The 22,220-nt window shown below is 35.6% G+C and carries 21 protein-coding genes and 1 other annotated feature; of the genes, 18 read left to right on the top strand and 3 right to left on the bottom strand.

From position 1 onward, the window contains the following. Nucleotides 1–52 precede the first annotated feature (52 nt). The 13 genes from C1N55_RS12115 to phoU all read left to right on the top strand — a co-directional run bounded on the left by C1N55_RS12115 (nt 53) and on the right by phoU (nt 15,090). Complete coding sequence (locus C1N55_RS12115; RefSeq protein ID WP_205758468.1) at nt 53–1,150, top strand: 5-methyltetrahydropteroyltriglutamate--homocysteine S-methyltransferase; 1,098 nt, start codon at nt 53–55, stop codon at nt 1,148–1,150. Between the two features lie 141 nt (nt 1,151–1,291). Further along, nucleotides 1,292–2,332: a beta-carotene 15,15'-monooxygenase gene (locus C1N55_RS12110; protein WP_137729068.1), complete on the top strand. Its 1,041-nt coding sequence runs from the start codon at nt 1,292–1,294 to the stop codon at nt 2,330–2,332. Nucleotides 2,333–2,515: 183 nt separating this feature from the next. Next, complete coding sequence (locus C1N55_RS12105; protein WP_137729067.1) at nt 2,516–3,613, top strand: sensor histidine kinase; 1,098 nt, start codon at nt 2,516–2,518, stop codon at nt 3,611–3,613. 27 nt (nt 3,614–3,640) lie between these two features. Then, the gene (locus C1N55_RS12100; protein WP_255502409.1) at nt 3,641–4,285 is read left to right on the top strand and encodes a response regulator; all 645 of its coding nucleotides are present in this window, start codon (nt 3,641–3,643) and stop codon (nt 4,283–4,285) included. A 153-nt stretch (nt 4,286–4,438) separates the two neighbouring features. Next, entirely contained in the window at nt 4,439–5,371 is a 933-nt protein-coding gene (locus C1N55_RS12095) for an ABC transporter ATP-binding protein (RefSeq protein WP_137729066.1), read from the top strand. Nucleotides 5,372–5,385: 14 nt separating this feature from the next. Then, nucleotides 5,386–6,642 (top strand): ABC transporter permease, encoded by a 1,257-nt coding sequence (locus tag C1N55_RS12090; RefSeq protein ID WP_137729065.1) that lies wholly within the window; start codon nt 5,386–5,388, stop codon nt 6,640–6,642. Continuing rightward, the gene (locus C1N55_RS12085) at nt 6,639–7,742 is read left to right on the top strand and encodes an ABC transporter permease (protein WP_137729064.1); all 1,104 of its coding nucleotides are present in this window, start codon (nt 6,639–6,641) and stop codon (nt 7,740–7,742) included. The genes C1N55_RS12090 and C1N55_RS12085 overlap by 4 nt, the downstream gene beginning before the upstream one ends. Before the next feature lie 426 nt (nt 7,743–8,168). Then, nucleotides 8,169–10,382, top strand: coding sequence for a peptidoglycan D,D-transpeptidase FtsI family protein (locus C1N55_RS12080; protein WP_370452522.1), 2,214 nt, complete (start codon nt 8,169–8,171; stop codon nt 10,380–10,382). 269 nt (nt 10,383–10,651) lie between these two features. After that, nucleotides 10,652–11,626: a PstS family phosphate ABC transporter substrate-binding protein gene (locus C1N55_RS12075; protein WP_137729062.1), complete on the top strand. Its 975-nt coding sequence runs from the start codon at nt 10,652–10,654 to the stop codon at nt 11,624–11,626. 94 nt (nt 11,627–11,720) lie between these two features. Next, the gene (gene pstC / locus C1N55_RS12070; protein WP_137729061.1) at nt 11,721–12,668 is read left to right on the top strand and encodes a phosphate ABC transporter permease subunit PstC; all 948 of its coding nucleotides are present in this window, start codon (nt 11,721–11,723) and stop codon (nt 12,666–12,668) included. Nucleotide 12,669: 1 nt separating this feature from the next. After that, on the top strand, nt 12,670–13,548 hold the full coding sequence (gene pstA / locus C1N55_RS12065; RefSeq protein ID WP_137729060.1) for a phosphate ABC transporter permease PstA: 879 nt from the start codon (nt 12,670–12,672) through the stop codon (nt 13,546–13,548). Between the two features lie 24 nt (nt 13,549–13,572). Further along, nucleotides 13,573–14,409 carry a phosphate ABC transporter ATP-binding protein PstB gene (gene pstB, locus C1N55_RS12060; protein ID WP_137729059.1) on the top strand — a complete coding sequence of 279 codons (837 nt, stop codon included), beginning with the start codon at nt 13,573–13,575 and terminating at the stop codon, nt 14,407–14,409. Between the two features lie 21 nt (nt 14,410–14,430). Further along, a complete protein-coding gene (phoU, locus tag C1N55_RS12055; RefSeq protein WP_137729058.1) occupies nt 14,431–15,090 on the top strand; it encodes a phosphate signaling complex protein PhoU in 660 nt (219 codons plus the stop codon). Nucleotides 15,091–15,397: 307 nt separating this feature from the next. Here the strand turns inward: phoU and C1N55_RS12050 are convergent, their stop codons facing one another. Beyond that, nucleotides 15,398–16,036, bottom strand: coding sequence for a hypothetical protein (locus C1N55_RS12050; protein ID WP_137729057.1), 639 nt, complete (start codon nt 16,034–16,036; stop codon nt 15,398–15,400). A 214-nt stretch (nt 16,037–16,250) separates the two neighbouring features. Next, nucleotides 16,251–16,477 (top strand) — a binding site (T-box leader). Nucleotides 16,478–16,578: 101 nt separating this feature from the next. On the opposite strand from C1N55_RS12050, the gene trpE reads away from it, so the two are divergent. The 5 genes from trpE to C1N55_RS12025 all read left to right on the top strand — a co-directional run bounded on the left by trpE (nt 16,579) and on the right by C1N55_RS12025 (nt 20,401). Beyond that, on the top strand, nt 16,579–17,967 hold the full coding sequence (trpE, locus tag C1N55_RS12045) for an anthranilate synthase component I (RefSeq protein WP_137729056.1): 1,389 nt from the start codon (nt 16,579–16,581) through the stop codon (nt 17,965–17,967). Next, a complete protein-coding gene (locus tag C1N55_RS12040) occupies nt 17,964–18,548 on the top strand; it encodes an aminodeoxychorismate/anthranilate synthase component II (RefSeq protein WP_137729055.1) in 585 nt (194 codons plus the stop codon). The genes trpE and C1N55_RS12040 overlap by 4 nt, the downstream gene beginning before the upstream one ends. Before the next feature lie 28 nt (nt 18,549–18,576). Continuing rightward, nucleotides 18,577–18,930: a DUF5071 domain-containing protein gene (locus C1N55_RS12035; RefSeq protein WP_168193848.1), complete on the top strand. Its 354-nt coding sequence runs from the start codon at nt 18,577–18,579 to the stop codon at nt 18,928–18,930. Nucleotides 18,931–19,023: 93 nt separating this feature from the next. Next, a complete protein-coding gene (locus C1N55_RS12030) occupies nt 19,024–19,554 on the top strand; it encodes a sigma-70 family RNA polymerase sigma factor (protein WP_240758285.1) in 531 nt (176 codons plus the stop codon). Then, complete coding sequence (locus C1N55_RS12025) at nt 19,532–20,401, top strand: hypothetical protein (RefSeq protein WP_137729053.1); 870 nt, start codon at nt 19,532–19,534, stop codon at nt 20,399–20,401. Before C1N55_RS12030 ends, C1N55_RS12025 begins: the two co-directional genes overlap by 23 nt. A gap of 33 nt (nt 20,402–20,434) precedes the next feature. On the opposite strand, the gene C1N55_RS12020 is transcribed toward C1N55_RS12025, so the two are convergent. Together C1N55_RS12020 and C1N55_RS12015 are read right to left on the bottom strand one after the other, a co-directional pair. Then, complete coding sequence (locus tag C1N55_RS12020) at nt 20,435–20,905, bottom strand: glutathione peroxidase (RefSeq protein WP_137729052.1); 471 nt, start codon at nt 20,903–20,905, stop codon at nt 20,435–20,437. Next, complete coding sequence (locus tag C1N55_RS12015; protein ID WP_137729051.1) at nt 20,902–22,137, bottom strand: MFS transporter; 1,236 nt, start codon at nt 22,135–22,137, stop codon at nt 20,902–20,904. The genes C1N55_RS12020 and C1N55_RS12015 overlap by 4 nt, the downstream gene beginning before the upstream one ends. Nucleotides 22,138–22,220: the final 83 nt, after the last annotated feature.

Here is a 22,220-nt window from a genome sequence, read left to right as displayed (position 1 = left end):
TTTTATAAATCATTTGGCCATTTGCATTGCTTTTAATGAAAAGGAGTAAAAAATGACACAATTAATCGCACCATTTCGTTATGATCATGTAGGAAGCTTTTTAAGACCAAAAGAGTTAAAGATAGCGCGTTCAAAATTCCAAAATAATGAGATACCATATGATGAATTAAAAAAAGTGGAAGATCAAGCAATTATCCGTTTAATCGAAAAACAAAAAGAACTTGGTGTCTTGGCAATTACGGATGGCGAATTTCGTCGTAGCTGGTGGCACTTTGATTTCCTAGGTGGCCTTGAAGGAATGGACTATTATGAAAAAGAGCAAGGGTTAAATTTCCATAACTTAGAGACACGTAAAGAAGGGGTTCGAGTAGTAGGTAAAATTGATTTTGGGAATCATCCGTTCATAGATCATTTTAAATTTATTAAAGAACACGCAGGCACTTCAACTGTGAAATTTACGATTCCAAGTCCAAACATGTTACATGCTCGAGCGGATCGTAATTTAGATATCTATCCTGATGATCAAGAACTCATTGAAGATACAATTTTAGCTTATCAAAAAGCAATCCAAGCATTCTATGATGCAGGCTGCCGTTATTTACAGCTGGATGATACTTCTTGGGCTAGCTTATTTTCTGAAGAAACACGCGCAAAATTAATGGAAGAAGGAAAAAATCCGCAACAATTCATGGATACACTCCAATATGTAATTAATGAGTCCATCAAAAATAAACCTAGTGATATGACAATTACAATGCATATATGCCGTGGAAATTATAAATCTACATTCCATTCAAGCGGTGGCTATAATTTTGCTGCTGAGGTAATTTTCGGTGGATTAAATGTAGATGGATTATTCTTGGAATTTGATGATGAACGTTCTGGAAGCTTTGAACCACTTCAGTATGTGAAGCGTAAAGACCTTAAGGTTGTATTAGGGTTAGTCACATCAAAATTTGGTGAATTAGAGGACAAAGATGAGATTAAAGCCCGCATCCTTCAAGCTGCTAAATACGTTTCGTTAGATCAACTTTGCTTAAGTCCGCAATGTGGATTCTCTTCCACAGAAGATGGCAACATTCTAGAAGAAGAAAACCAGTGGCAAAAACTCACACTAATTAAGCAAATTGCCGAGGAAGTTTGGGGATAATTCATTGACACTTGATCCTGCATTTCTAGTGGGTTCAAGTTTTTTTTATGTATAAAATTCAAAATTTTGTAAATTGTATATCCGACAGTCCTTTTCTATAATTAAATAAAGTAGCTTCAATATAGTATTGGAGGGGAAGAAATGGCCGTTTTACAGAGAAGGTGGCAAAATGTTTGGTTATTACTACTATTTTTGGTTCTTGGAAGTAACATAGTTTTATATCATACGCAATTAGGAAATAGCGTATTAGTAGGGGCAAGTAATGGGGTAGTAATCGGGTCATTGATTGATTTGGTTATTGTTGCACCTCTATTGTTTTTATCATATAAAAAGCAAAAAAGCTTCAAACAGTTACTATTTCTAATGGCAACCGGACTTATTATTGCAAGATTTGTAATACCCATGAACTTTCTTCATCCCTATGTAGGCATTACATGGGTTGGTTTTGCAGTAGAAGCAGGTTTAGTGTTATTAGAATTTATTCTTATTGTGACTTTATTTATGTATTTACCAAAAATTATGAAAGCAACGAAAGAAAGCACATTACCAACCATTTTTGCTTTTCCAGCTGCTGTTGATCATTATGTGAAAAAACACCCAATAATTCATATCGTATGTTCGGAAATGTTAATGTTCTACTACGCTTTGATGAGCTGGAGAAAAAAAATAAATGAATCTGAACAAACTTTAACTTTACACAAAAAATCAAGCTATATTGCTTTGCAAATAATGTTAATCCATGCAATTGTAATTGAAACCTTAGGCATTCATTGGTGGCTACATGATAAATCGACAATTCTTTCCTTAGTATTACTATTCCTAAATGTCTATTCAGTTATTTTTCTATTGGCAGACATTCAAGCAGTGCGATTAAGTCCAGTTTACGTAGATGAAAATAAACTCTATATTTCACTTGGATTATCGAAACGAATGGAAATACGTTGGGATGAAATTGAAGAAGTAATTACAGATAAAGAGTTATTAAAGCAGAAATTATCGAAGGACACAATCGATTTTGTTGCAAAGGACTTTGAGGAAGTGTTCCCAAATGTCATCTTAAAGCTAAAGAGACCAAAAGAAGCAACATTGGTAATGGGGATCAAGAAGCCTTATCAAAAAGTCGCTATAAAATTTGATGATTATCAGGCTGTTGGAGAGATGCTAAAAAAATATAGTAAATAGATTTTTATGAGAGGGAGCTTAAGTTGAATGCTTCCTTTTTTCTATTAGGCAATGCTTAATAAACCATGGTAAGTGTGAGATAAAGGGAATTTTATTTTATTTCTAACTTATAAAAAACTCTAAACGAGAGTTATAATAAAAGGAAAGTATGTAATTATTTTCTATGGGGGTAGGGTGGGGGTATTGAAGTTATTTATATGTCGATTAATTTGTAGCGTGTTAATTTATGGGACGTTATTTATACATACAATACATGAAGGAGTAGCCATTACAAGTACATTATTTTTAGTAACAGGAATACTCTTCTTCTATTTTTTAATGCCTATCATTCATAAACCGTTAATTAACTATATTATGATACTTTTTTTAATTATACTGAGCAACTTCACAACTAGCTCTCATTTGTACTGGTTGCCATTGATCGGATTTTTTGTAGTAGAGGCAACCTTTCAATTAAAAGGAAAACAGTATTACTTCTTCTATGCTTTTTCAATTGCGGCCTGTATTTTCTTCGGTATATTTCACAATATACAAATTTACGTTCTTCTATTGATGGCAACTATTTTTGTTGTTTCTTATTTACTTTTTCTATATGTGGAAAATTCTCTTTCAAAAGGAGCAATCTATGAGCAATTGATAATGGAATATAGACTGCTAAAAAGAAAATCGGTCGAACAAGAACTACTTGTGCGAGCAGAAGAACGAACAAAAATAGCTAGAGATTTCCATGATTCGGTCGGCCATAAAATGACTTCTTTACTTATGCAACTTGAAATCATCTCGATTCAAAATAAGACGGATAGTCTAGAAGTGGCAAAGGATCTGGCAAGAGAAAGTCTGGAGGAGACTCGTTATGCGGTAAGGCAATTAAAATCTGCAGAAACAACCGGCATTCAATCAGTTATTCAACTAATTCGAAAACTTGAGATGGAAAGTCGTTTACATATTCATTTTACCCTTAAAAATGGCGTGCTTTCTTTGCCGATTTCAAATACCGAAAGCATTGTCCTATACAGAGTTTTACAAGAAAGTTTAACGAATGCGATGAAACATAGTCACTCAAAAGAAGTGGAAGTCATTCTGGGCATAAATTCATTACATAATTTGCATTTTGAAGTGACAAACAAATTACTGTCAGATAGACCAGTAGTTCAAGGATTTGGATTAACTAACATGGAGGAAAGGCTGAAGGAAATTGGTGGAGAATTAAAAGTTTTAAGAACGGAACAACAATTTATACTAACAGGCTCTATTCCAATTAACGGATTGATAATTTACTAGAGACTAGTTAGGAAGGAGAGATAGTTTTTGACGATTCGAATACTTTTGGTTGAGGACCAATCAATCGTGCGCAATGGGTTGAAAATGATTTTGGAACAAGATGACACATTCCAAGTTAGAGCAGAAGCAAGTAACGGACTTGAAGCACTAAGCCAACTTAAAAAAATTAATATTGACCTTGTACTGATGGATGTCCGTATGCCAGAGATGAATGGGATTGAAGCTACAAAACACATTAAAACTCAATACCCAGATTTAAAAGTAATTATTCTTACTACATTTGAAGATGAAGAATATGCATACCAAACGTTAAAAGACGGAGCGAATGGTTTTCTGCTTAAATCTTCAGAACCTGAAAAGTTACTTTCTTCAATTTATAGTGTTTTAAATGGTGGCCTAGTTTTGCAGGAAGATATTGCTGCTAAACTTATGCCAAAGCTACTGCAACAGAATCAAGGACCAAAAAGCAAAGAAGTACAAATTCCATTGACCGAACGAGAATTATCGATTGTTCAATTAGTGGGAGAAGGAAAATCAAATAAAGAGATAGCAAATCGTTTATTTTTATCTGTAGGAACAGTAAAAAATCATATCACCCATATCTTACAGGAACTTGATTTGCGTGATCGGACACAATTGGCCATTTACGCAGTGAAAAATGGTTTAGTCTAGCGGGTTTTATACACCGCTTTTTTTATTTTTAAAAGTATGGTAATGCCTATATTTTCCAAGAAAAATGACTCAAGTCATATGGAGAAGTGACGTAAGCTACTTAGAAGCGCCTTTGAAAATTGTTAAAGTATACATAGGAAGGGTGGCTAGAACATGATTGAAGTGGTTAATTTATCAAAAAAATTTAAAAAGGTAACAGCAGTGGATCAAGTGAATTTTTATATTGAAGAAGGAGAAATTGTTGGGTTACTAGGACCCAATGGTGCAGGTAAGTCAACAACCATTGCGATGCTATCTACATTAATTTCTCCCACTGAAGGAGATGTGTTGCTTAATCAAAGTAGCATCATTAAAAATCCTTCGCAGCTTCGAAACAAATTGGGAGTCGTTCCACAGGAAATTGCACTTTATGGCGAATTAACAGCAAAAGAAAACCTTGAGTTTTTTGGTAGTATTCAAAAGATGCCCAAAAGACTATTAGCAGAACGCATTGATATTGTTCTTGAACAAATTGGCTTACAGGATGAACCGAAAAAGTTGGTAAAACACTATTCAGGTGGAATGAAAAGACGTCTAAATATCGGAGTAGCGATGCTTCATGAGCCAAAATATTTAATTATGGATGAACCGACTGTCGGAATTGATCCACAATCAAGAAACCATATTTTAAAAACAGTAAAAAAATTAAATGAACAATCAAATGTCGCAATCATTTATACAAGTCATTACATGGAAGAAGTCGATTATTTATGTGACCGTATATACATCATGGATAAAGGAAGTATCATTGCATCTGGTACCAAGGAAGAAATAAAATCAGTACTCGCCTCAGAAAATACCGTGCATGTGAAGCTTGAGAGACATTCTAAAGGTTTTGTGAATGATTTAATAATTCAGCCAATGTTATCGAATATAAATGCAAAAGAAGCAGAGGTTACGTTTACCGTTGCCAAAGGGATGAACTTTTTACCGATTTTGCTTACGCTTTGTGAAAAAAATAATGTCATTTTAAAAAGTTTTCAAGTTGAAGAACCGACGCTTGAAGATGTGTTTTTACATTTAACAGGCAGAGCATTGCGAAATTAGGTGGGAGGGTAATCATGTTTACAGCACTTCTAAAAAAGCAAATAAAGATATTATTACGTAGTCCTTCTGAGCTTGTAACCTTATTTGTAATGCCCATTGTTCTAATATGTATTCTAAGCTTTGCTTTAGGGTCTCTAATGGAAGGGGATTCGGTGGGGACGACTATCGAGCTCGCCGTTGTCCAAGTTGAAGATGAAAAAGAGGAGTTTCATAAAGTAATAAAAGATCTACCGCCGAACTTTCAATTAGATCAACAAGCAATTGAATATATGGAGAACGCGTTACCAGTTTCATTATTGCTGGAAGAACTTACATTAAGTAAAGAGATGCAAGAGTTAATCCATGTTACACAATTAAAAGAGGAAAGCTTTGCCGAGGCGAAGAAAAACGGGGAGTATGATGTTATTTTAGAAATACCGGCTAACTTTACAAAAGATTATTTGGACGCCAGTTTATTTGGTAAAGAAGAGCCAATCTTTAATGTTTATTTAAATGAAAGTGAACAAATCACGTCAACGATTGTTAAACATATATTAGATTTTTATCAGCAACAATACACGCTCTTCTCAGAATTAAGAAAAAATAATTTTATAATAGATGACAATACACTCCCTTCTCATGAAATACGTTCAACAGTCCGTTCAGTCGATTCTTTAGAAGAAGTATCCTCTAGTGTCTATTATACATTTAGTATGATGGTAATGTTTCTTTTATTTGTTGCTGGCACACTGGCTAGTCAATCGTTCCTAGAGAAGTATACGCATATATTTGATCGAATTCTCATTGCTCGAATTCATCCCAGTATCTATTTAACAAGTATTATTGTTTCTTCTATTATATTTACTTTTCTGCAATCCGTGGTTATATTTTTATTTTCCTATATTGTATTTAAGATAAGTTTTGCAGGATGGGGGCTCTATTTATTCGTCACTATTGTTTTTTCACTTGTCGTCGGAGCTATTGCTGCACTTCTATCATCCATTAACTATCGTTCGAATTCTGCAGGAGCATCGAATTTATTCTCAACAACAATAGTCGCGATTTTAGCATTTTTTGGAGGGAGTTACTTTAATATCAGTACCTTATCACCATTTTTGGCTAAAGTAGGCATGTTAACACCAAATGGGGCTGCTTTAGATGCGTATCTAACGGTAGCACAAAATGGTAGTTTAATTGATATACTGCCAAATATTACGATTTTATCGATCTTCAGTATTTTGTTTATATTTTTTGCTTTTCTTCTGTTTCCGAAAAGAGGTGGTATTGCATGATTGATATAATAAAAACAAAATTTAAATTGTTAATACGCCAACCAGCTAGTTTTATAATTATTACCGTGATTATTTGTGCATTTGCATATGTCTTAGGGCAAGGCTCGCAATCTAAACTTCAGATAGCAGTTTTTTCAGAACTAAATGAACAGCAAACAAGCACTTATATGAATGAGCTTCATAACATACCCGAAACTGCATTTACTTTATATAAATCAGACGAAGCAATTACACTTGTAGAGGATGGGGAATATGAAGTAGCGGTGCATTTAATGGAGGATGGTTTTGAACTAGTTATTTCACCGGACTTTAAAGATGCACCACTTATCAATCATGAGCTGACAACTATTTATAGTAAACTTAAGCAAAAGGAAGCCATAATTAGTGCAACGCCCATTAATGAACAAGAAAATGTAGGACATATTATAGAAGAAGCGGCTGCTCACCCGAGTTTTCATATCAACTATTCAAGCTTTTCCAATGATGGGGCATTTATTTGGGATTCAAGGCTTCATAGTCTGTTTGGATTTAGTTTATTTATGGTAATTTATACGGTTGCAAATGGCGTTTATCCCATTATACTCGAAAGAAAAAATCATATATGGAACCGTCTCACAGTGTCTGCTATTGGAAAAACTGAAATTTATATTGCTAATATCCTATATAGTTTCTTAATAGGCTATTTACAAGTAGTACTCGTGCTATCTATTTTTCATTTTGTGGTGGGTGTTGATTTTTATGGAGGCTTTTATAAAAGTGTTCTCCTGATGATTCCATATTTACTTTGTATCGTCTCCTTAATTATTTTTATCGCATCAATTGCAAATACGCCAGGAAAATTCAACGCCATTATTTCGGTGATTGCTGTTCCATTTGCAATGCTAGGTGGTGCTTATTGGCCTCTGGAAGTGGTAACTTCGGAAGTAATATTGGCACTTTCTTATATTTCACCGATTACTTATGGATTGGAGTTATTAAATGGTGTGACAATCTATAATAGCCCGATAGATGATTTACTTCTACCCTTTGGAGTATTACTATTCATGTCAGTTGTACTAATGGGGGTAGGGATTAATGTAATGGAGAGAAGACAACAATAGCCTTAGGAGGATGGAAGATTTCCATCCTTCAGACTGTTGACAAACGCTTTCATCCTGCGTTACTTGTCTCGCTCGTCCGCTCATGAAGCGGACTTCTATTCGCGTCTTCGCTCGGCTGCGTGCCTTGGCTGTCAAGCGTTTTCAAGACAGTCTGGATGAATGCTACTTTTCAGGAATTATCTAAAAATACGAGTAGACAAAGTCGATCGCCGACTTGTCTACTCTCTGAAGGATGGAAGTTTTCCATCCTTTTTACTTGTCAATTGTAATAAGTCTTAAAAATAAGGAACCATTTTCTATTTTTTCCGTCACAAAACATGAAGATTGAGACCTTCTATCCTTTTTAATCATCCTGTCAAATGCTATACTAAAATGTATGTTTTTATCCTTGTAAAGTCAATATTAAGAAAGGGGGAGTCATTTCAATTGCGAAAAAAAATAAAAGCTCAACGTGCATCTAGTGTGAAAGCAAAATACCGTGCTAGTTTGTCATTTCGTATGAACGTCCTTTTCTTTTCTATCTTCCTATTATTTTCCATGCTTATTTTTAGACTTGGATATTTACAAATTGTAAAAGGTGAAGATTATGTAAGAGCTCTCGAAAGAACTGAGGAGGTTGCGGTAAATACGAGTGTACCTCGAGGAAGAATTTATGATCGCTACGGTAGAATATTGGTAGATAATGAACCTGAAAATGCCATTACATATACGAAAATGCAAACGACTAAAACAACAGAAATGCTGGAAATTGCAGAGCAATTAGCCATGTTAATGGAACAGCCGATTGATCGAATAACTCTGCGTGATAAACAAGATTTCTGGATCATGAAAAATAAAGACATTGCGTATGAGAAAGTAACAGATGAAGAAGAGCAAAAATTAAATGAAAATGAAGAGCTTGAAGAAAAAGAAGTCCAGGCGGAAATTGACAAATTAGTCCGCGAGCGTATTACGGAGGAAGATCTAGCTCAGCTCACACCTTTTGATTTAGAAGTTTTAGCTATTTATCGAGAAATGTCTTCCGGATATAATTTATCCCCACAAATTATTAAAAGTGAGAATGTGACAGACGAAGAATTTGCTCGCGTATCAGAAAGGTTGTCTGATCTACCTGGAGTGAATACGACAACTGACTGGAAACGTGTAAAACTTTCTTCACTAGCAATTCTTGGGAGAACGACAATACCAAGCAAAGGGATCCCAAAGTCAATGCTAAACTATTATTTAGCAAGAGACTATTCCCGGAATGACCGTGTCGGAGAAAGTTATTTCGAAGCGAGCTACGAAGAACTTCTTCAGGGCCAAAAATCTGTTGTGAAAAATATTACCAATAAACAAGGGCAAGTAATTGATACTGTTACAACGTATGAAGGAGAACCAGGAAGTGATTTAGTTACAACAATAGATATTGAACTCCAAGCTGAAGCAGAACGTATTGTAGAAGAAAAACTATTGGAACTAAAATCAATGAGTCAATCACAATTGCTTGATAGAGCATTCTTTGTGATGATGGATCCAAATACGGGTGAATTGTTATCAATTGTTGGGAAAAAACTTGAAACAGATAAAGAAACCGGGAAACGTTATATTGTAGATTATTCATATGGTTCTTTTACAACTGCTTATGAAGTAGGGTCTACTGTAAAAGCAGCCACTTTATTAATGGGGTACTCAGAGGGTGCTATCAAACCTGGAGAGACAATGATTGACCAGCCTATTAAGCTTGCTGGAACGAATGTGAAGAGTTCGATCTTTAACCGTAGTGGTCGTATTGCTTTAAACGATCAAACTGCACTAGAGCGTTCTTCAAACTCCTATATGTTCCAAACAGCCATTCGAATTGCAGGTTCAAGTTATAGCTATAATATGCCATTTAGAATCAAAGAAGGTACCCTTCAAACAATGCGTAATGGTTATGCTCAATTTGGACTTGGGGTGGATACAGGCATTGATTTGCCAAACGAATTTGCTGGATTCGCTGGTGAGTTAACGGATAACGGAAAAATTTTAAACCTTGCAATCGGGCAATTTGATACGTATACACCATTACAAATGGTGCAATACATTTCTACCATTGCAAATGGCGGTTATCGTATTCAGCCTCGTATGTTAAAAGAAGTACGTGAACCTTCTGAGGATGGAGAAGTACTGGGACCAGTTGTGCAAGAAGTAACACCAAAAATCTTGAACCGAATTTCTAATTCGACTTATGAAATTGATAATGTAAAAGAAGGGTTAAGAAAGGTTTATGTTGGTGCTAAAGGATCGGCTCGTTCATATTTTGGAGACGCTCCATATACAGCGGCTGGGAAAACAGGTACGGCCGAGGTAGTTTACTATGGTCCTTTACGAGAAAAATGGGCAACAGAGACGATTAATATTGCCCATGTTGGTTTTGCACCCTATGAAAACCCTGAAGTTGCCTATGCAGTTATCTTCCCTTGGGCAACAACGAACTACAATATTTCGTTACCTCATGCGAGCCAAACAGCTAGAGAGATTGTAGATGTGTATTTTGAGTTGAAAAAGAAATATGCCGAAGAAGGCCGCACATCAAGCTCCGTAAAACAAGAAATCTTACCAGCTCCAAATGGTGAAAAGATAGATGAAGATACGGAAGAAGAAACAGTAAATGAATAAATGATAGACAATCCCTTAGGAAGTAACATTCTAAGGGATTGTTTTTGTTTTAATGAATTTTATAGAAGTAAGTTATGCACCCTTCGAAGTAAAGTCAATTCGCTAAGTATTGAACTTGTCCAATACTATTAAAAAAGTATGTGTGAATTTACAAATTTCGATACCCATTTACAATTTCTTTACAAAGCGTTTATATGGCATCAACAAACTAGCTTTATAGTAATACCTGTAAGACAAACTTACTATGAATTTGATGGAGGAAATAAGAGATGAAAAAGTGGAAGTACTTAACAATGACAGCCGCACTAGGCGCTAGCTTGGCATTAGGAGCATGTGGCTCAGAGGAAGCAGATACAACAGAAGAAGCTACAACTGGTAGCGAAACTACTGATTCAGCAGAATCTAGTGATGCTCAATTAACAGGTACAGTATCAGGTGATGGTTCGTCAACTGTTGCACCAATTACAGAAGGACTTATTGAAGAATATGCTGGGGTTCAACCAGATGTACAAGTTTCTGCTGGTGTATCAGGTACAGGTGGTGGTTTTGAGAAATTTATCGCTGGAGAAACTGACTTCTCTAACGCATCCCGTCCAATCAAAGAAGAAGAAGCAGCTGAATTAGAAGCAGCTGGTATTGATTATACAGAATTCCAAATTGCTTATGATGGTTTAACTGTAGTTATTAACCCAGAAAATGATTGGGCTACAGATTTAACAGTAGATCAATTAAAACAACTTTGGATTGAAGATGGCACAACTAAAAAATGGTCTGATATCGACCCATCTTGGCCAGCAGAAGAAATCGTATTCTACTCACCAGGTACTGACTCTGGTACTTATGATTACTTTGATGAAGTAATTTTAGAAGGTGCTGATTTAGCAAAAGCTGCAACATTATCTGAAGATGATAATGTATTAGTACAGGGTGTAGCTGGCGATAAAAACGCAATCGGATTCTTCGGTTATGCTTATTACTTAGAAAACCAAGATAAATTAACTGCAGTAAAAATCGACGGTGTTGAACCAAATAATGAAACAATCGAAACTGGAGAATACACTCCACTATCTCGTCCGCTATTCGTTTATGCAAAAAACACTGCATTACAAGAAAATGAAGCATTCTATGACTTCATGAAATTCTCACTAGAAAATGCTGGTGAAATGGCAGAAGCTGTTGGTTATGTAACATTACCACAAGAGAAGTATGATGAAGGTTTAAAAACACTTGAAGGTTTAAAATAATTAGAATTACAAAGTAAATAAGATGTGTGGGAGCCACGCCACTAAGCAGGGCATCTCACACATTTTTCTCACGTATAGAAAGGGAGTTTGTATTATGGCTTCTCAAGGCTTAGGGAGAGAGCATTCAGTTCAAGAATTGATTGCGAATTCCCGCAACAAAAAAGGTAAAAAGTTTATTGAAAGATTAATGCCTATTATCTTGTTAATCACTGCACTTATTTCAGTACTTACTACAATTGGAATCGTTTTTACACTTATTTTCGAAACGTTTGAATTTTTTCAGAGGGTATCAATTACCGACTACTTATTCGGTAAAGAGTGGCTGCCATTCTCAGGTAGTGAACCATTATATGGGATATTACCTTTAGTACTAGGGACATTAAAAGTATCGGTGATCGCAGCATGTGTAGCGGTACCTCTAGGGATTGCTGCTGCAATTTATTTAAGTGAATACGCATCAGACAAAACGCGTCGTACAATCAAACCAATCTTGGAAGTATTAGCTGGTGTACCGACAATTGTTTATGGCTTTTTCGCTTTAACATTCGTCACACCTGTACTTCAAGAATTGATACCGTCGCTGAAAATATTCAATGCACTTAGTCCGGGGATTGTTGTTGGGATAATGATCTTGCCAATGATCGCATCATTATCAGAAGATGCGATGAGCTCGGTGCCAAATTCGATTAGAGAAGGTGCTTTGGCCTTAGGTGCCACGAAATTAGAAGTTTCACTAAAAGTTGTATTACCAGCTGCATTATCTGGAATAATTGCTTCAGTTGTATTAGCTGTTTCTCGTGCTATTGGAGAAACAATGATCGTATCGCTTGCTGGAGGAGCTACACCAACCTTTGATTTTAACGTAACAGGTTCGATTCAAACGATGACGGCTTATATCGTTCAAGTTTCTTCTGGTGATGCAGGATACGGTACAACAATTTATTATTCTATTTATGCTGTTGGGTTCACATTATTTGTATTTACTTTAATCATGAATTTACTCGCACAATACATTTCTAAACGCTTCAGGGAGGAGTATTAGCATGAAATATATCAATGATACTGTTGTTATGAAGCGTATGAAATCGCGTTTAACATATAACAAGATTTGGAAAACGATTTTCTTGATAGCTACATTATTAGCGTTACTTACTTTGGTTATATTACTTGTGCGTATCGTGACACAAGGAACTGGATATTTGAATTTGGATTTCTTCAATAATTTTGGTTCACGTTTCCCTGAAAAAGCAGGGGTAAAAGCAGCCTTAATTGGTTCGATTTATTTAATGCTGATTATTGCACCTGTATCTATGTTTTTGGGTGTGGGAACTGCGATTTACTTAGAGGAATATGCAAAGAAAAACAAAATTACGGATTTTATTCAAATGAACATCTCAAACCTAGCTGGAGTTCCGTCGATTGTTTTTGGATTACTTGGATTAACAATATTTGTTCGTATGTTAATGCTTGGGAAAAGTTTACTCGCAGCAGGATTTACAATGAGTTTATTAATATTGCCAGTTATCATTGTTGCTTCTCAAGAGGCGATTCGTGCAGTACCGAAAGAACAGCGTGAAGCTTCTTATGGTATGGGTGCAACAAAATGGCAAACGATTACTCGTGTAGTCTTACCGGCTGCAATACCTGGTATCTTAACTGGAACGATTTTAGCCCTTTCACGAGCTGTGGGTGAAACAGCACCACTAGTAGTTTTAGGGATTCCAGTAATACTACAATTCTTGCCTGATGGTTTGTTAAGTCAATTTACTGCATTACCGATGCAAATTTATGACTGGGCAAAACGTCCTCAGGAAGAATTTCAGTTTGTTGCTTCCGCAGGTATTATTGTGTTAATGATTCTCCTTGTGATTATGAACTCTATTGCGATATTTATTCGTAATAAGTTCCAAAAACGATATTAAGGATGTGTAAAAGTGGTAGAGCTTATGAATAAAACAAATAATAAAGAAACGGTTAAAATAAAAAATCCGTCACAATCAGTCAGTGAACCAATTCAATTGGTTGATAAAAATTCAGTGTTCAATACGAAAAATTTTAACCTTTGGTATGGGGATCACCATGCTTTAAAAGATATCAATTTAGATATTAAAGAAAATGATGTAACTGCTATTATCGGACCATCCGGTTGCGGTAAATCCACATATATTAAAGCATTAAATCGTATGGTAGAACTAGTACCTATTGTTAAAACAGAAGGTGAAATCAATTACCGTGGGCGCAATATTTTAGATTCATCATATGAAGTAGAAGAATTACGTACGCGTGTAGGGATGGTATTCCAAAAGCCAAATCCATTCCCAAAATCTATCTATGACAATATCGCGTATGGACCACGAATTCACGGAATAAAAAATAAGAAAATCCTAGATGAAATTGTAGAGAAGTCTTTACGTGGTGCCGCAATTTGGGATGAAGTAAAGGATCGTTTAAATCAAAATGCATATGGCCTTTCAGGTGGTCAGCAACAACGTATTTGTATCGCACGTTGTTTAGCAATCGAACCAGATGTCATTTTAATGGATGAACCTACATCAGCTCTTGACCCAATCTCGACATTAAAAGTCGAGGAGCTTGTTCAGGAGTTAAAGGATAATTATTCAATTATTATCGTGACGCACAATATGCAACAAGCAGCACGTATCTCTGATAGAACGGCATTCTTCCTTAATGGGGAAGTAGTTGAATTTGATCATACAGATAAAATCTTCTCTACTCCTAAAGATCAACGTACAGAAGATTATATTTCAGGTCGTTTCGGATAAGAAGAAAGGATGGGTTTATTCATGTCAGCTAGAGAGCGTTTTGATCATGAAATTGAGGCCATTCAATCAGATTTATTAAAGCTAAGTAATCTTAGTATTCAGGCTTTAGAAATTTCATTTAATGCATTTATCGAAAAAGATCTTGAAAAAGCAAAAGAAGTAATTGAACAGGATGCGATTATTAATCGTTTAGAAGAGGCTATCAATGACCGAGTAATTCTGGTAATGACGCGTCAACAGCCTGTAGCAAAGGATTTGCGCCGTTTAGTTGTTTTGCTAAAGGCTGCAGCTGATATGGAACGGGTGGGTGATTATGCCGTAAATATTGCAAAGGAATCATTGCGTATTGGTAAAGAGCGGTTTATAACATCAGTAGAATTGCTTGAGGATATGTGTTATAAAACAACACAGATGCTGCGCCAAGTAATTGATGCCTACCTGGAAGAGAATATGAGTAAGGCGAAGGAAATAGCAGAGTATGATGATCAGATTGATGAAATGTACGGAAATATTATCACACATCTTATGCGTTTAAGTTCCGTTGTACCAGAAAATATCTCACAAATTACGTATTTATCGTTCATTTGTCGATATATTGAACGCTGTGCCGACCACGCAACGAACATCGCAGAATATTTGCTATACTTAAAAAAAGGTCAACGATACGACTTAAATCAATAAAGAAATGGAACTTCATTATCGCTATGAAGTTCCATTTTTCTTTATATAGAGAAATAGATTAGAATACTGTGTTGGCGATGGGATAAGCAAGGTGAGCTGGTCTTTATCATAGCTCGGTGATTAAATCGCAACATCGAGTGATGTGGGGATTTGTGAGAAGGTCTACCATAAATAAGGGAGAATTACATGCTATGAAAGTTTTAAAGAACAATTCATTGTTCTTAATATATGGATAATAAAAGTCGAAAATATATAAATGTTGACAATGTCTTATATATTTTCGACTCGATGCTAAAGTGGTAGTTTATCAGTCACATCTGTACTTGAACTTAGGCTCTGTCTGTATATAAAAAGCATTTCTTACTTGTGCACACCAATTCGCAAAGGCTGATCTCCATTCAGGAGTTCTGAAGAATTGATCAACAGTTTGAGTATCAGAGTGCCAAACGATAAATAGGTTGAGTGGGGCAATTCCTCCTGCCCAAATGCCATTATTTGCGTCAGTATCTTCTTCTCTTACTAATAATAAGGGAAGACCAAATTGAAAAGCCATTGAAGGTTCCACTTGTGAATAAACTGATCCTTCCCACATAGGATAAGTTGGTAGATTGGTTGGCGGAGTGGTTTGTTCATTAAGTTCAACTGTCTGAATTTTAAAACGACGAAGGTTTACTGCCATCATTCCATAGCTTGATGAAACTAAACGTCGAATATCGGTTAATATAGATTCCGGATAACTTTCACTTAAAGGTAATGTGCGTGGAAATAGTAAAGCATTTTCAATCTCTAAAATTAGACGATTTAAAAACTGTTGTTGCCTGTCATTTAAATGAGTTGTCGTACTTAAAAATATGGGAATTCGATAGGCACGGTCGATACAATCTCTGTGTGCCGATCCTATTTTTGCTTCATCTCTACTTAAAGAGCTATACTTATTTTTATTCACTTTCTCACCTCCCTTTACTTTAGTATATGGAAATCAAATAAGTGAGATTGGACCATATCAATGGGCTTGCACAAAATAGAGGGAGTAAATTTATTCAACAATAATATGATTGATCATGTTCTACTGAAGTAGTTAGTTAAGCATAGAGGGAAAAAATTCTACGAAATTGTTTGAATTGAATGAAAGTTTATAATAAAATATTGGTAAGTAAATAATTCAAGCGATGATGAAAAAGAGTAGTATTATGACGTGGTACAGAGAGCTAGCGGTTGGTGAAAGCTAGAGCATAACATAATACGAATGGGCTTTCTAGCTTCTAGTATTGAACAGATAGTAGGTACTAGCGTAATGTTACGTTAAAAACAGTTAAGTGGACTAAAGTAATGATACTAACTTATCTTTAGTCAATGAAGGTGGCACCACGGCTCTTCCGTCCTTTTGTGATGGAAGGGCCTTTTTATATTGTTCAACTACATTTTACTTGTGGTTACAACGTTAAGTGCAAAGAAGAGCTGAGATGAGAACAGAAAGGAAGAGATGAGATGACTGTTGAAGTGAAAGAGTATGTATTAAAAGAAATACAAGGCGATATGATGACACCGATCTCCATTTATGAGAGTTTAACAGGCAGTAGGAAGGTTTTATTTGAATCGTCTGCAAAACATGAAGAGAGTGGACGTTATTCTTTTATCGCGTTAAATCCAATAGCAGAATTAAAAGGAAACAAAGAAAGTTACACATACCAATTTGGTAAAGAAGAAGCACAGATTGAAGAGGGGGCTGTACTAGATAAGTTACGTACCATGCTTCCAATTCAAAATAAAGCATACCCCTATTCCTTTTTTGGTGGAGCGATTGGATATTTTGGCTATGATATAGCATTTTATAGTGAAGAAATTGGAGAGACACTTAAAGATGAGTTAACAATGCCAGATATTCATGTTTGTTTTTACGATACTTTTATTGTTTTTGATCATTTATCACAAAAGGTTGCAATTGTAACGATTGATTTATTTCAAAGTGGACGAACAGAATCCGAAATGGAAGACTGTGTGAAAAGCATTATAGAGGAAATCAAACAAGGGTATACATTCACAGAAGAATTAGCTCTCTCTGTAAAATTTGAACCTACTATGGAGAAATACGAATTTATTAAAATGGTGGAAAAAGCAAAAAGTCATATAGAACGTGGAGATATTTTTCAAGTTGTCCTGTCACAGAGGTTTAAGACGAATTTTTCTGGTAAGCCTTTTTCTCTGTATCGTAAGTTACGTACTTCCAATCCATCTCCCTATATGTTCTATCTCGAATTTGACGAGTATACAATCTTAGGAACCTCACCAGAAAGCTTAGTAAAAGTGGTGAATCGAAACATCACGACCAACCCGATTGCAGGTACGAAACCAAGAGGGAAGACGAAGGAAGAGGACCTTGCCCTTGAACATTTACTTATGAATGATGAGAAAGAAATTGCAGAACACCGTATGCTAGTGGATCTAGGGCGGAATGATCTCGGTCGTGTAAGCAAAATTGGAACGGTTCAAGTAACGAAATATATGAATATTGAGCGGTATAAGCATGTCATGCATATTGTTTCTGAAGTAACAGGTGAATTAAATGAAGATACACATATATTAGATGTTTTAACTTCTTGTTTACCTGCAGGAACCGTCTCTGGTGCACCTAAAATTAGGGCTATGCAAATCATTAATGAATTAGAGCAATTAAAACGAGGCGTGTATGCAGGAGCAATTGGCTATATTTCATGTAGTGGAAATATGGATTTAGCACTTGCGATTCGAACAATGATTGTGAAGGATGACAGAGCTTATGTACAGGCTGGCGCAGGAATTGTGTATGATTCCATTCCTGAATCCGAGTATGAAGAGACGATAAATAAAGCTAAAGCTCTTCTGGAGGTGCACAGATGATATTATTAATCGATAATTACGATTCATTTACGTACAACCTATATCAACAAATTTCTGAACTTGGTAAGGCGGTGGAAGTAGTACGGAATGATTCCTTAACAATAGAGGATATTAGAAAGATAAACCCAGAAGCAATTGTATTATCACCAGGACCAGGAACTCCTTCAGAAGCTGGCATTACGGTAGATGTTGTAAGAGAATTATATAAGGAATTCCCCATTTTAGGAATTTGTCTTGGCCATCAATCAATAGGAGAAGCCTTTGGTGGTAAAATTCTACGTGCTGCGAACATTATGCATGGAAAACTATCTACGCTTGCCTATGAAAAAAAGGGTTTGTTTGAATCGCTGGATGGTAATGTTGAAGTCATGCGCTACCACTCGTTGATTATAGATCCTAATAGTTTGCCAAAGGATTTAGAGGTTATAGCGAAATCTCGCGATGATCGAGAAATCATGGCAATCCAACATAAAAACTTTCCGGTATATGGCTTACAGTTTCATCCAGAGTCAATCGGAACAGTGTTAGGTTCAAGAATCATTGAATCCTTCTTAGAACAGCTAGATTCTATCGAGGTTTAATTGACTTGACTAGAAAAGGGGCAGAATTGTGGAAAAAACAGTAGTTTATTTTCTGGAACTTGCTGATGAACAACTAATAATTGAACTTCCAGCATTATTTCAATTAGTAAAAGAAAATAAGATAATGAAAACTCCAGCATTGGCAACTCGTTTGCTTAGGTTTCCAAATGAGATAACACCATTTATTTTCGAGTTGTTTGAATCCGACTCTGAAATTGCAATGAAGGAATGGAGTCTAGATTATCTTGTACCAGGGCTCCCTTTTTTCGTGAAAATTGCTTTAGAGGATGTATTACAAAGGATTGCTCAATCGCCCAACGAAGAAGAAAAGCTAGTAAAGCTTGATGAAAAAGCAAATTCTGTTTTAAGTGATTTTATCTAAAATAGATTAGAGCACACATTTTAAAAATATGTGTGCTTTTTTTCGTCCAATTGAGGGAAACTTGCGTCTAAATAATAGAGAGGAGTGAACACCTTGCAAAAACATATAAAAGAAGTAGTTGACCAATATGGTGATTACTTACTCCGTATTGCTTATACATATGTAAAGGATGAACGAATTGCACAAGAAATAATCCAAGATGTAATTTTTACATATTACAGAAAGCAAGAGCAGTTTAGAGGAGAGGCATCCCTCAAAACGTACTTAACGAAAATCACCATCCATCGTAGTTATGATTACTTAAGGAGCTGGAAAAACAAAGGTGACCTTGTATTAGATAGAATCTTTACAAAAGGAAAAACGAAGAGTGTAGAGAAGCGTATCATTGAACAGGAAGAGAAATTAGAAATTACGCGTGCTGTTCTTTCATTAAAAGTAAAGCTTCGAGAAGTTATTTTTTTGTATTACTACTCTGAGCATACAATAAAGGAAATTGCAGAAGTATTAAATATTCCCCAATCAACTATAAAATCCAGGCTACAAAAAGCTAGAAGTGAGTTAAGAGACAAGCTTCAAGATTATGAATGGGAGGTGCTAGTCGATGAAAATGGAGAGACTATTTAAAGAGGCATGGAAAAGTGAAATAGATTCAGGTATATATCTGAGTAAGGATATGAAAACGGAGCTAATTGAAAAGGTGATATCCCAGGAGGGTGAACGTACAACAAGGGGAAAATGGATTTATCCAATGGTGTTAACCTCTTTTGTAGTAGGAGTTGCATTTTTGCTCCTAATTTCTATTCAAAATGTCCCATTTGGTTTAATGGTAACTTCTAATCAGCAAATAAATAACGAGTTTGGGTTAAGAGAGCTTATCTTTACTGAAAAGAATTATTGGATGCTTGGTGCAATTATACTAGAGATAGTCACGGTTCTTTTGTTTTTTAGAGTCATTAAGAATACAAAACGTTGGGAAGCGGTTCTTTTAACTAGAATTATGACTAAATACTTAACTACTTTACCGCGCAATTTAATAATCCAGGGATTAATTTGCATTGTAATTGGAATGGGCATTTTTTATTCATCATTAACTATTATAAAATATTTAACGGTGTTTTTTGTAATGATGCTTAATTGCCTGGTTTCATTATGGATAATTCGAGGATTAGATCGAGCTTCTTGTCCGCACTGTAGACATCAATTTTCACGAAAAGAGCTTTTTAAAATGACATGGGCACCTTACAGTTTGAAATGTATTCAATGTAATGAGAATATCTACCAGAGTCAACATTCAAAAAAGAAATCTATTGTCTTTATTTGGCTACCACTTGTTAGTCATTATGGTTTAGGGTTTTTAGGAATACCTTTCCAGATTATGATTTTTTCGTTCATACTTGTTGGATTATTTTTCAATTTTTACATTATCAATTTTACTACTAGTTTTTCAAAAAAGGACGAACCCTTATGGTAAACAAAAAGGACGCAATTTAGCGTCCTTTTATCATTATAAATATTTTGCGATTTCTGTTTCAAATTTTGAAGGTTTGTCTGTTGGGGCAAAGCGTTTTACGACATTACCATCACGATCAACTAAAAATTTGGTAAAATTCCATTTTACATTTTTACCTAAAATTCCTTTTGTTTCTTCCGTTAGATGTTTGAAGAGGGGATGTGCATTCTCACCATTTACTTTAACGAGTTCGTGCATTGGGAAAGAAACACCATATGTAAGTCGACAAGCTTCAGCTGCTTCATTTCCCGTACTTAATTCTTGTTTGAATTGATCAGAAGGGAAGCCAAGTATTTCAAAACCTTGATCATGATACTTCTTATAAAGTTCCTCCAACTCGTTAAATTGGCCAGCTAATCCGCATTTTGTTGCGGTGTTTACAATGAGTAGGACCTTACCTTCGAATTTTTTTAGTGAATACGGTTCCCCATTTTCATCTCTTACATCAAAGTCATAAATGTTCATTGTAATCCTTCTTTCCTGAGCAGATGTGCGTGATTCTCAAGTCTTTCAACTTTTCGATTCACTACTACTAGTGTAACAGCTAGAGTAAAAGTTGTAACTAAACAAGCACTGATAAATGCAATGACACCACTCCATCCCCACTTTGACCAGAAGAATCCACCGGCTGTTCCACCAATACTTGATCCGAAATAATAGGCAAACAGATAAAGAGAGGATGCTTGTGCTTTATCCTTTTTCGCACGATAACTTACCCAGCCACTTGCAATGGAATGTGATCCAAAAAAACCGAATGTAAAGATGATCATTCCTGCAATTTTGACAAATAGATTCACGGGTAAGGTCAGTATTGCACCGGTAAACATAATGAGAATGCCGGTGAGCAGTACTTTTGAGCGACCGAATTTATCGGAAAGACTACCGAACCAAGTTGAACTGAATGTTCCTACTAAATAGACGAGAAAAATCCATCCAACTACTGTACTACTTAAATTATACGGGGAGTCGAGTAACTTATAGCTAATATAATTGTAAAGTGTGACGAACCCGCCCATTAATGTAAAAGAAATTCCAAACAAACAAAGTAAACCTGGGTCTTTTAGATGATAATATAATGATTTTGTTAATGCTTTAACTTCAAGCCTTCTAGGAGTAAAATGCTTTGAAGCTGGTAGCGCCCAAACGAAATAGAGACATATTAGCAAACTTAGTAATCCTGTGAAAACCATACCGGCTTGCCAGCTGAAATGATCGGAAATGGTCCCCATAATTATTCTCCCGGATAACCCGCCAATCGAATTTCCACTAATATAAAGTCCCATTGCCACTCCGAGACTTTTTGGGTCCATTTCTTCCCCTAAATAGGCCATTGCTATTGCAGGAACTCCCGCAAAAACAAACCCTTGAAGCATGCGTAAAAGTAATAGGGATTCGAAGGTCGGGGCAAAGGCAAGTAATACTGTTAGAAATGAAGCTGCGAAAATGGATATGGTCATTAGCCTTTTGCGTCCCCAGGCTTCTGATAACGACCCAAACAATATTAAGGTAACAGACAATACACCAGTAGAAAGGGAGAGAGAAAGACTCGCTGTAGCTGGGGAAACACCAAACTCTTTCGTAAATTGTGGAAATAATGGCTGAGTAATATAAAGGTTAGCAAAGGTAATAAAGCCCGCTGTAAATAAAGCCAGAATAGCTGTTATAAATTCTTTCGTCCCTTTTTGTAAATAATTCATGCTGATACGCCTCTTTTTCAAAAATTAACGTTTTTTGAACTTTAATTTATTATAATGAAGTAAGGTATATAATGATAATTCAT

Origin of the sequence: Lysinibacillus sp. SGAir0095 (assembly GCF_005491425.1) — a bacterium.
GTDB lineage: Bacteria > Bacillota > Bacilli > Bacillales_A > Planococcaceae > Ureibacillus.
This window is presented reverse-complemented; position numbering and strand designations above follow the sequence as displayed.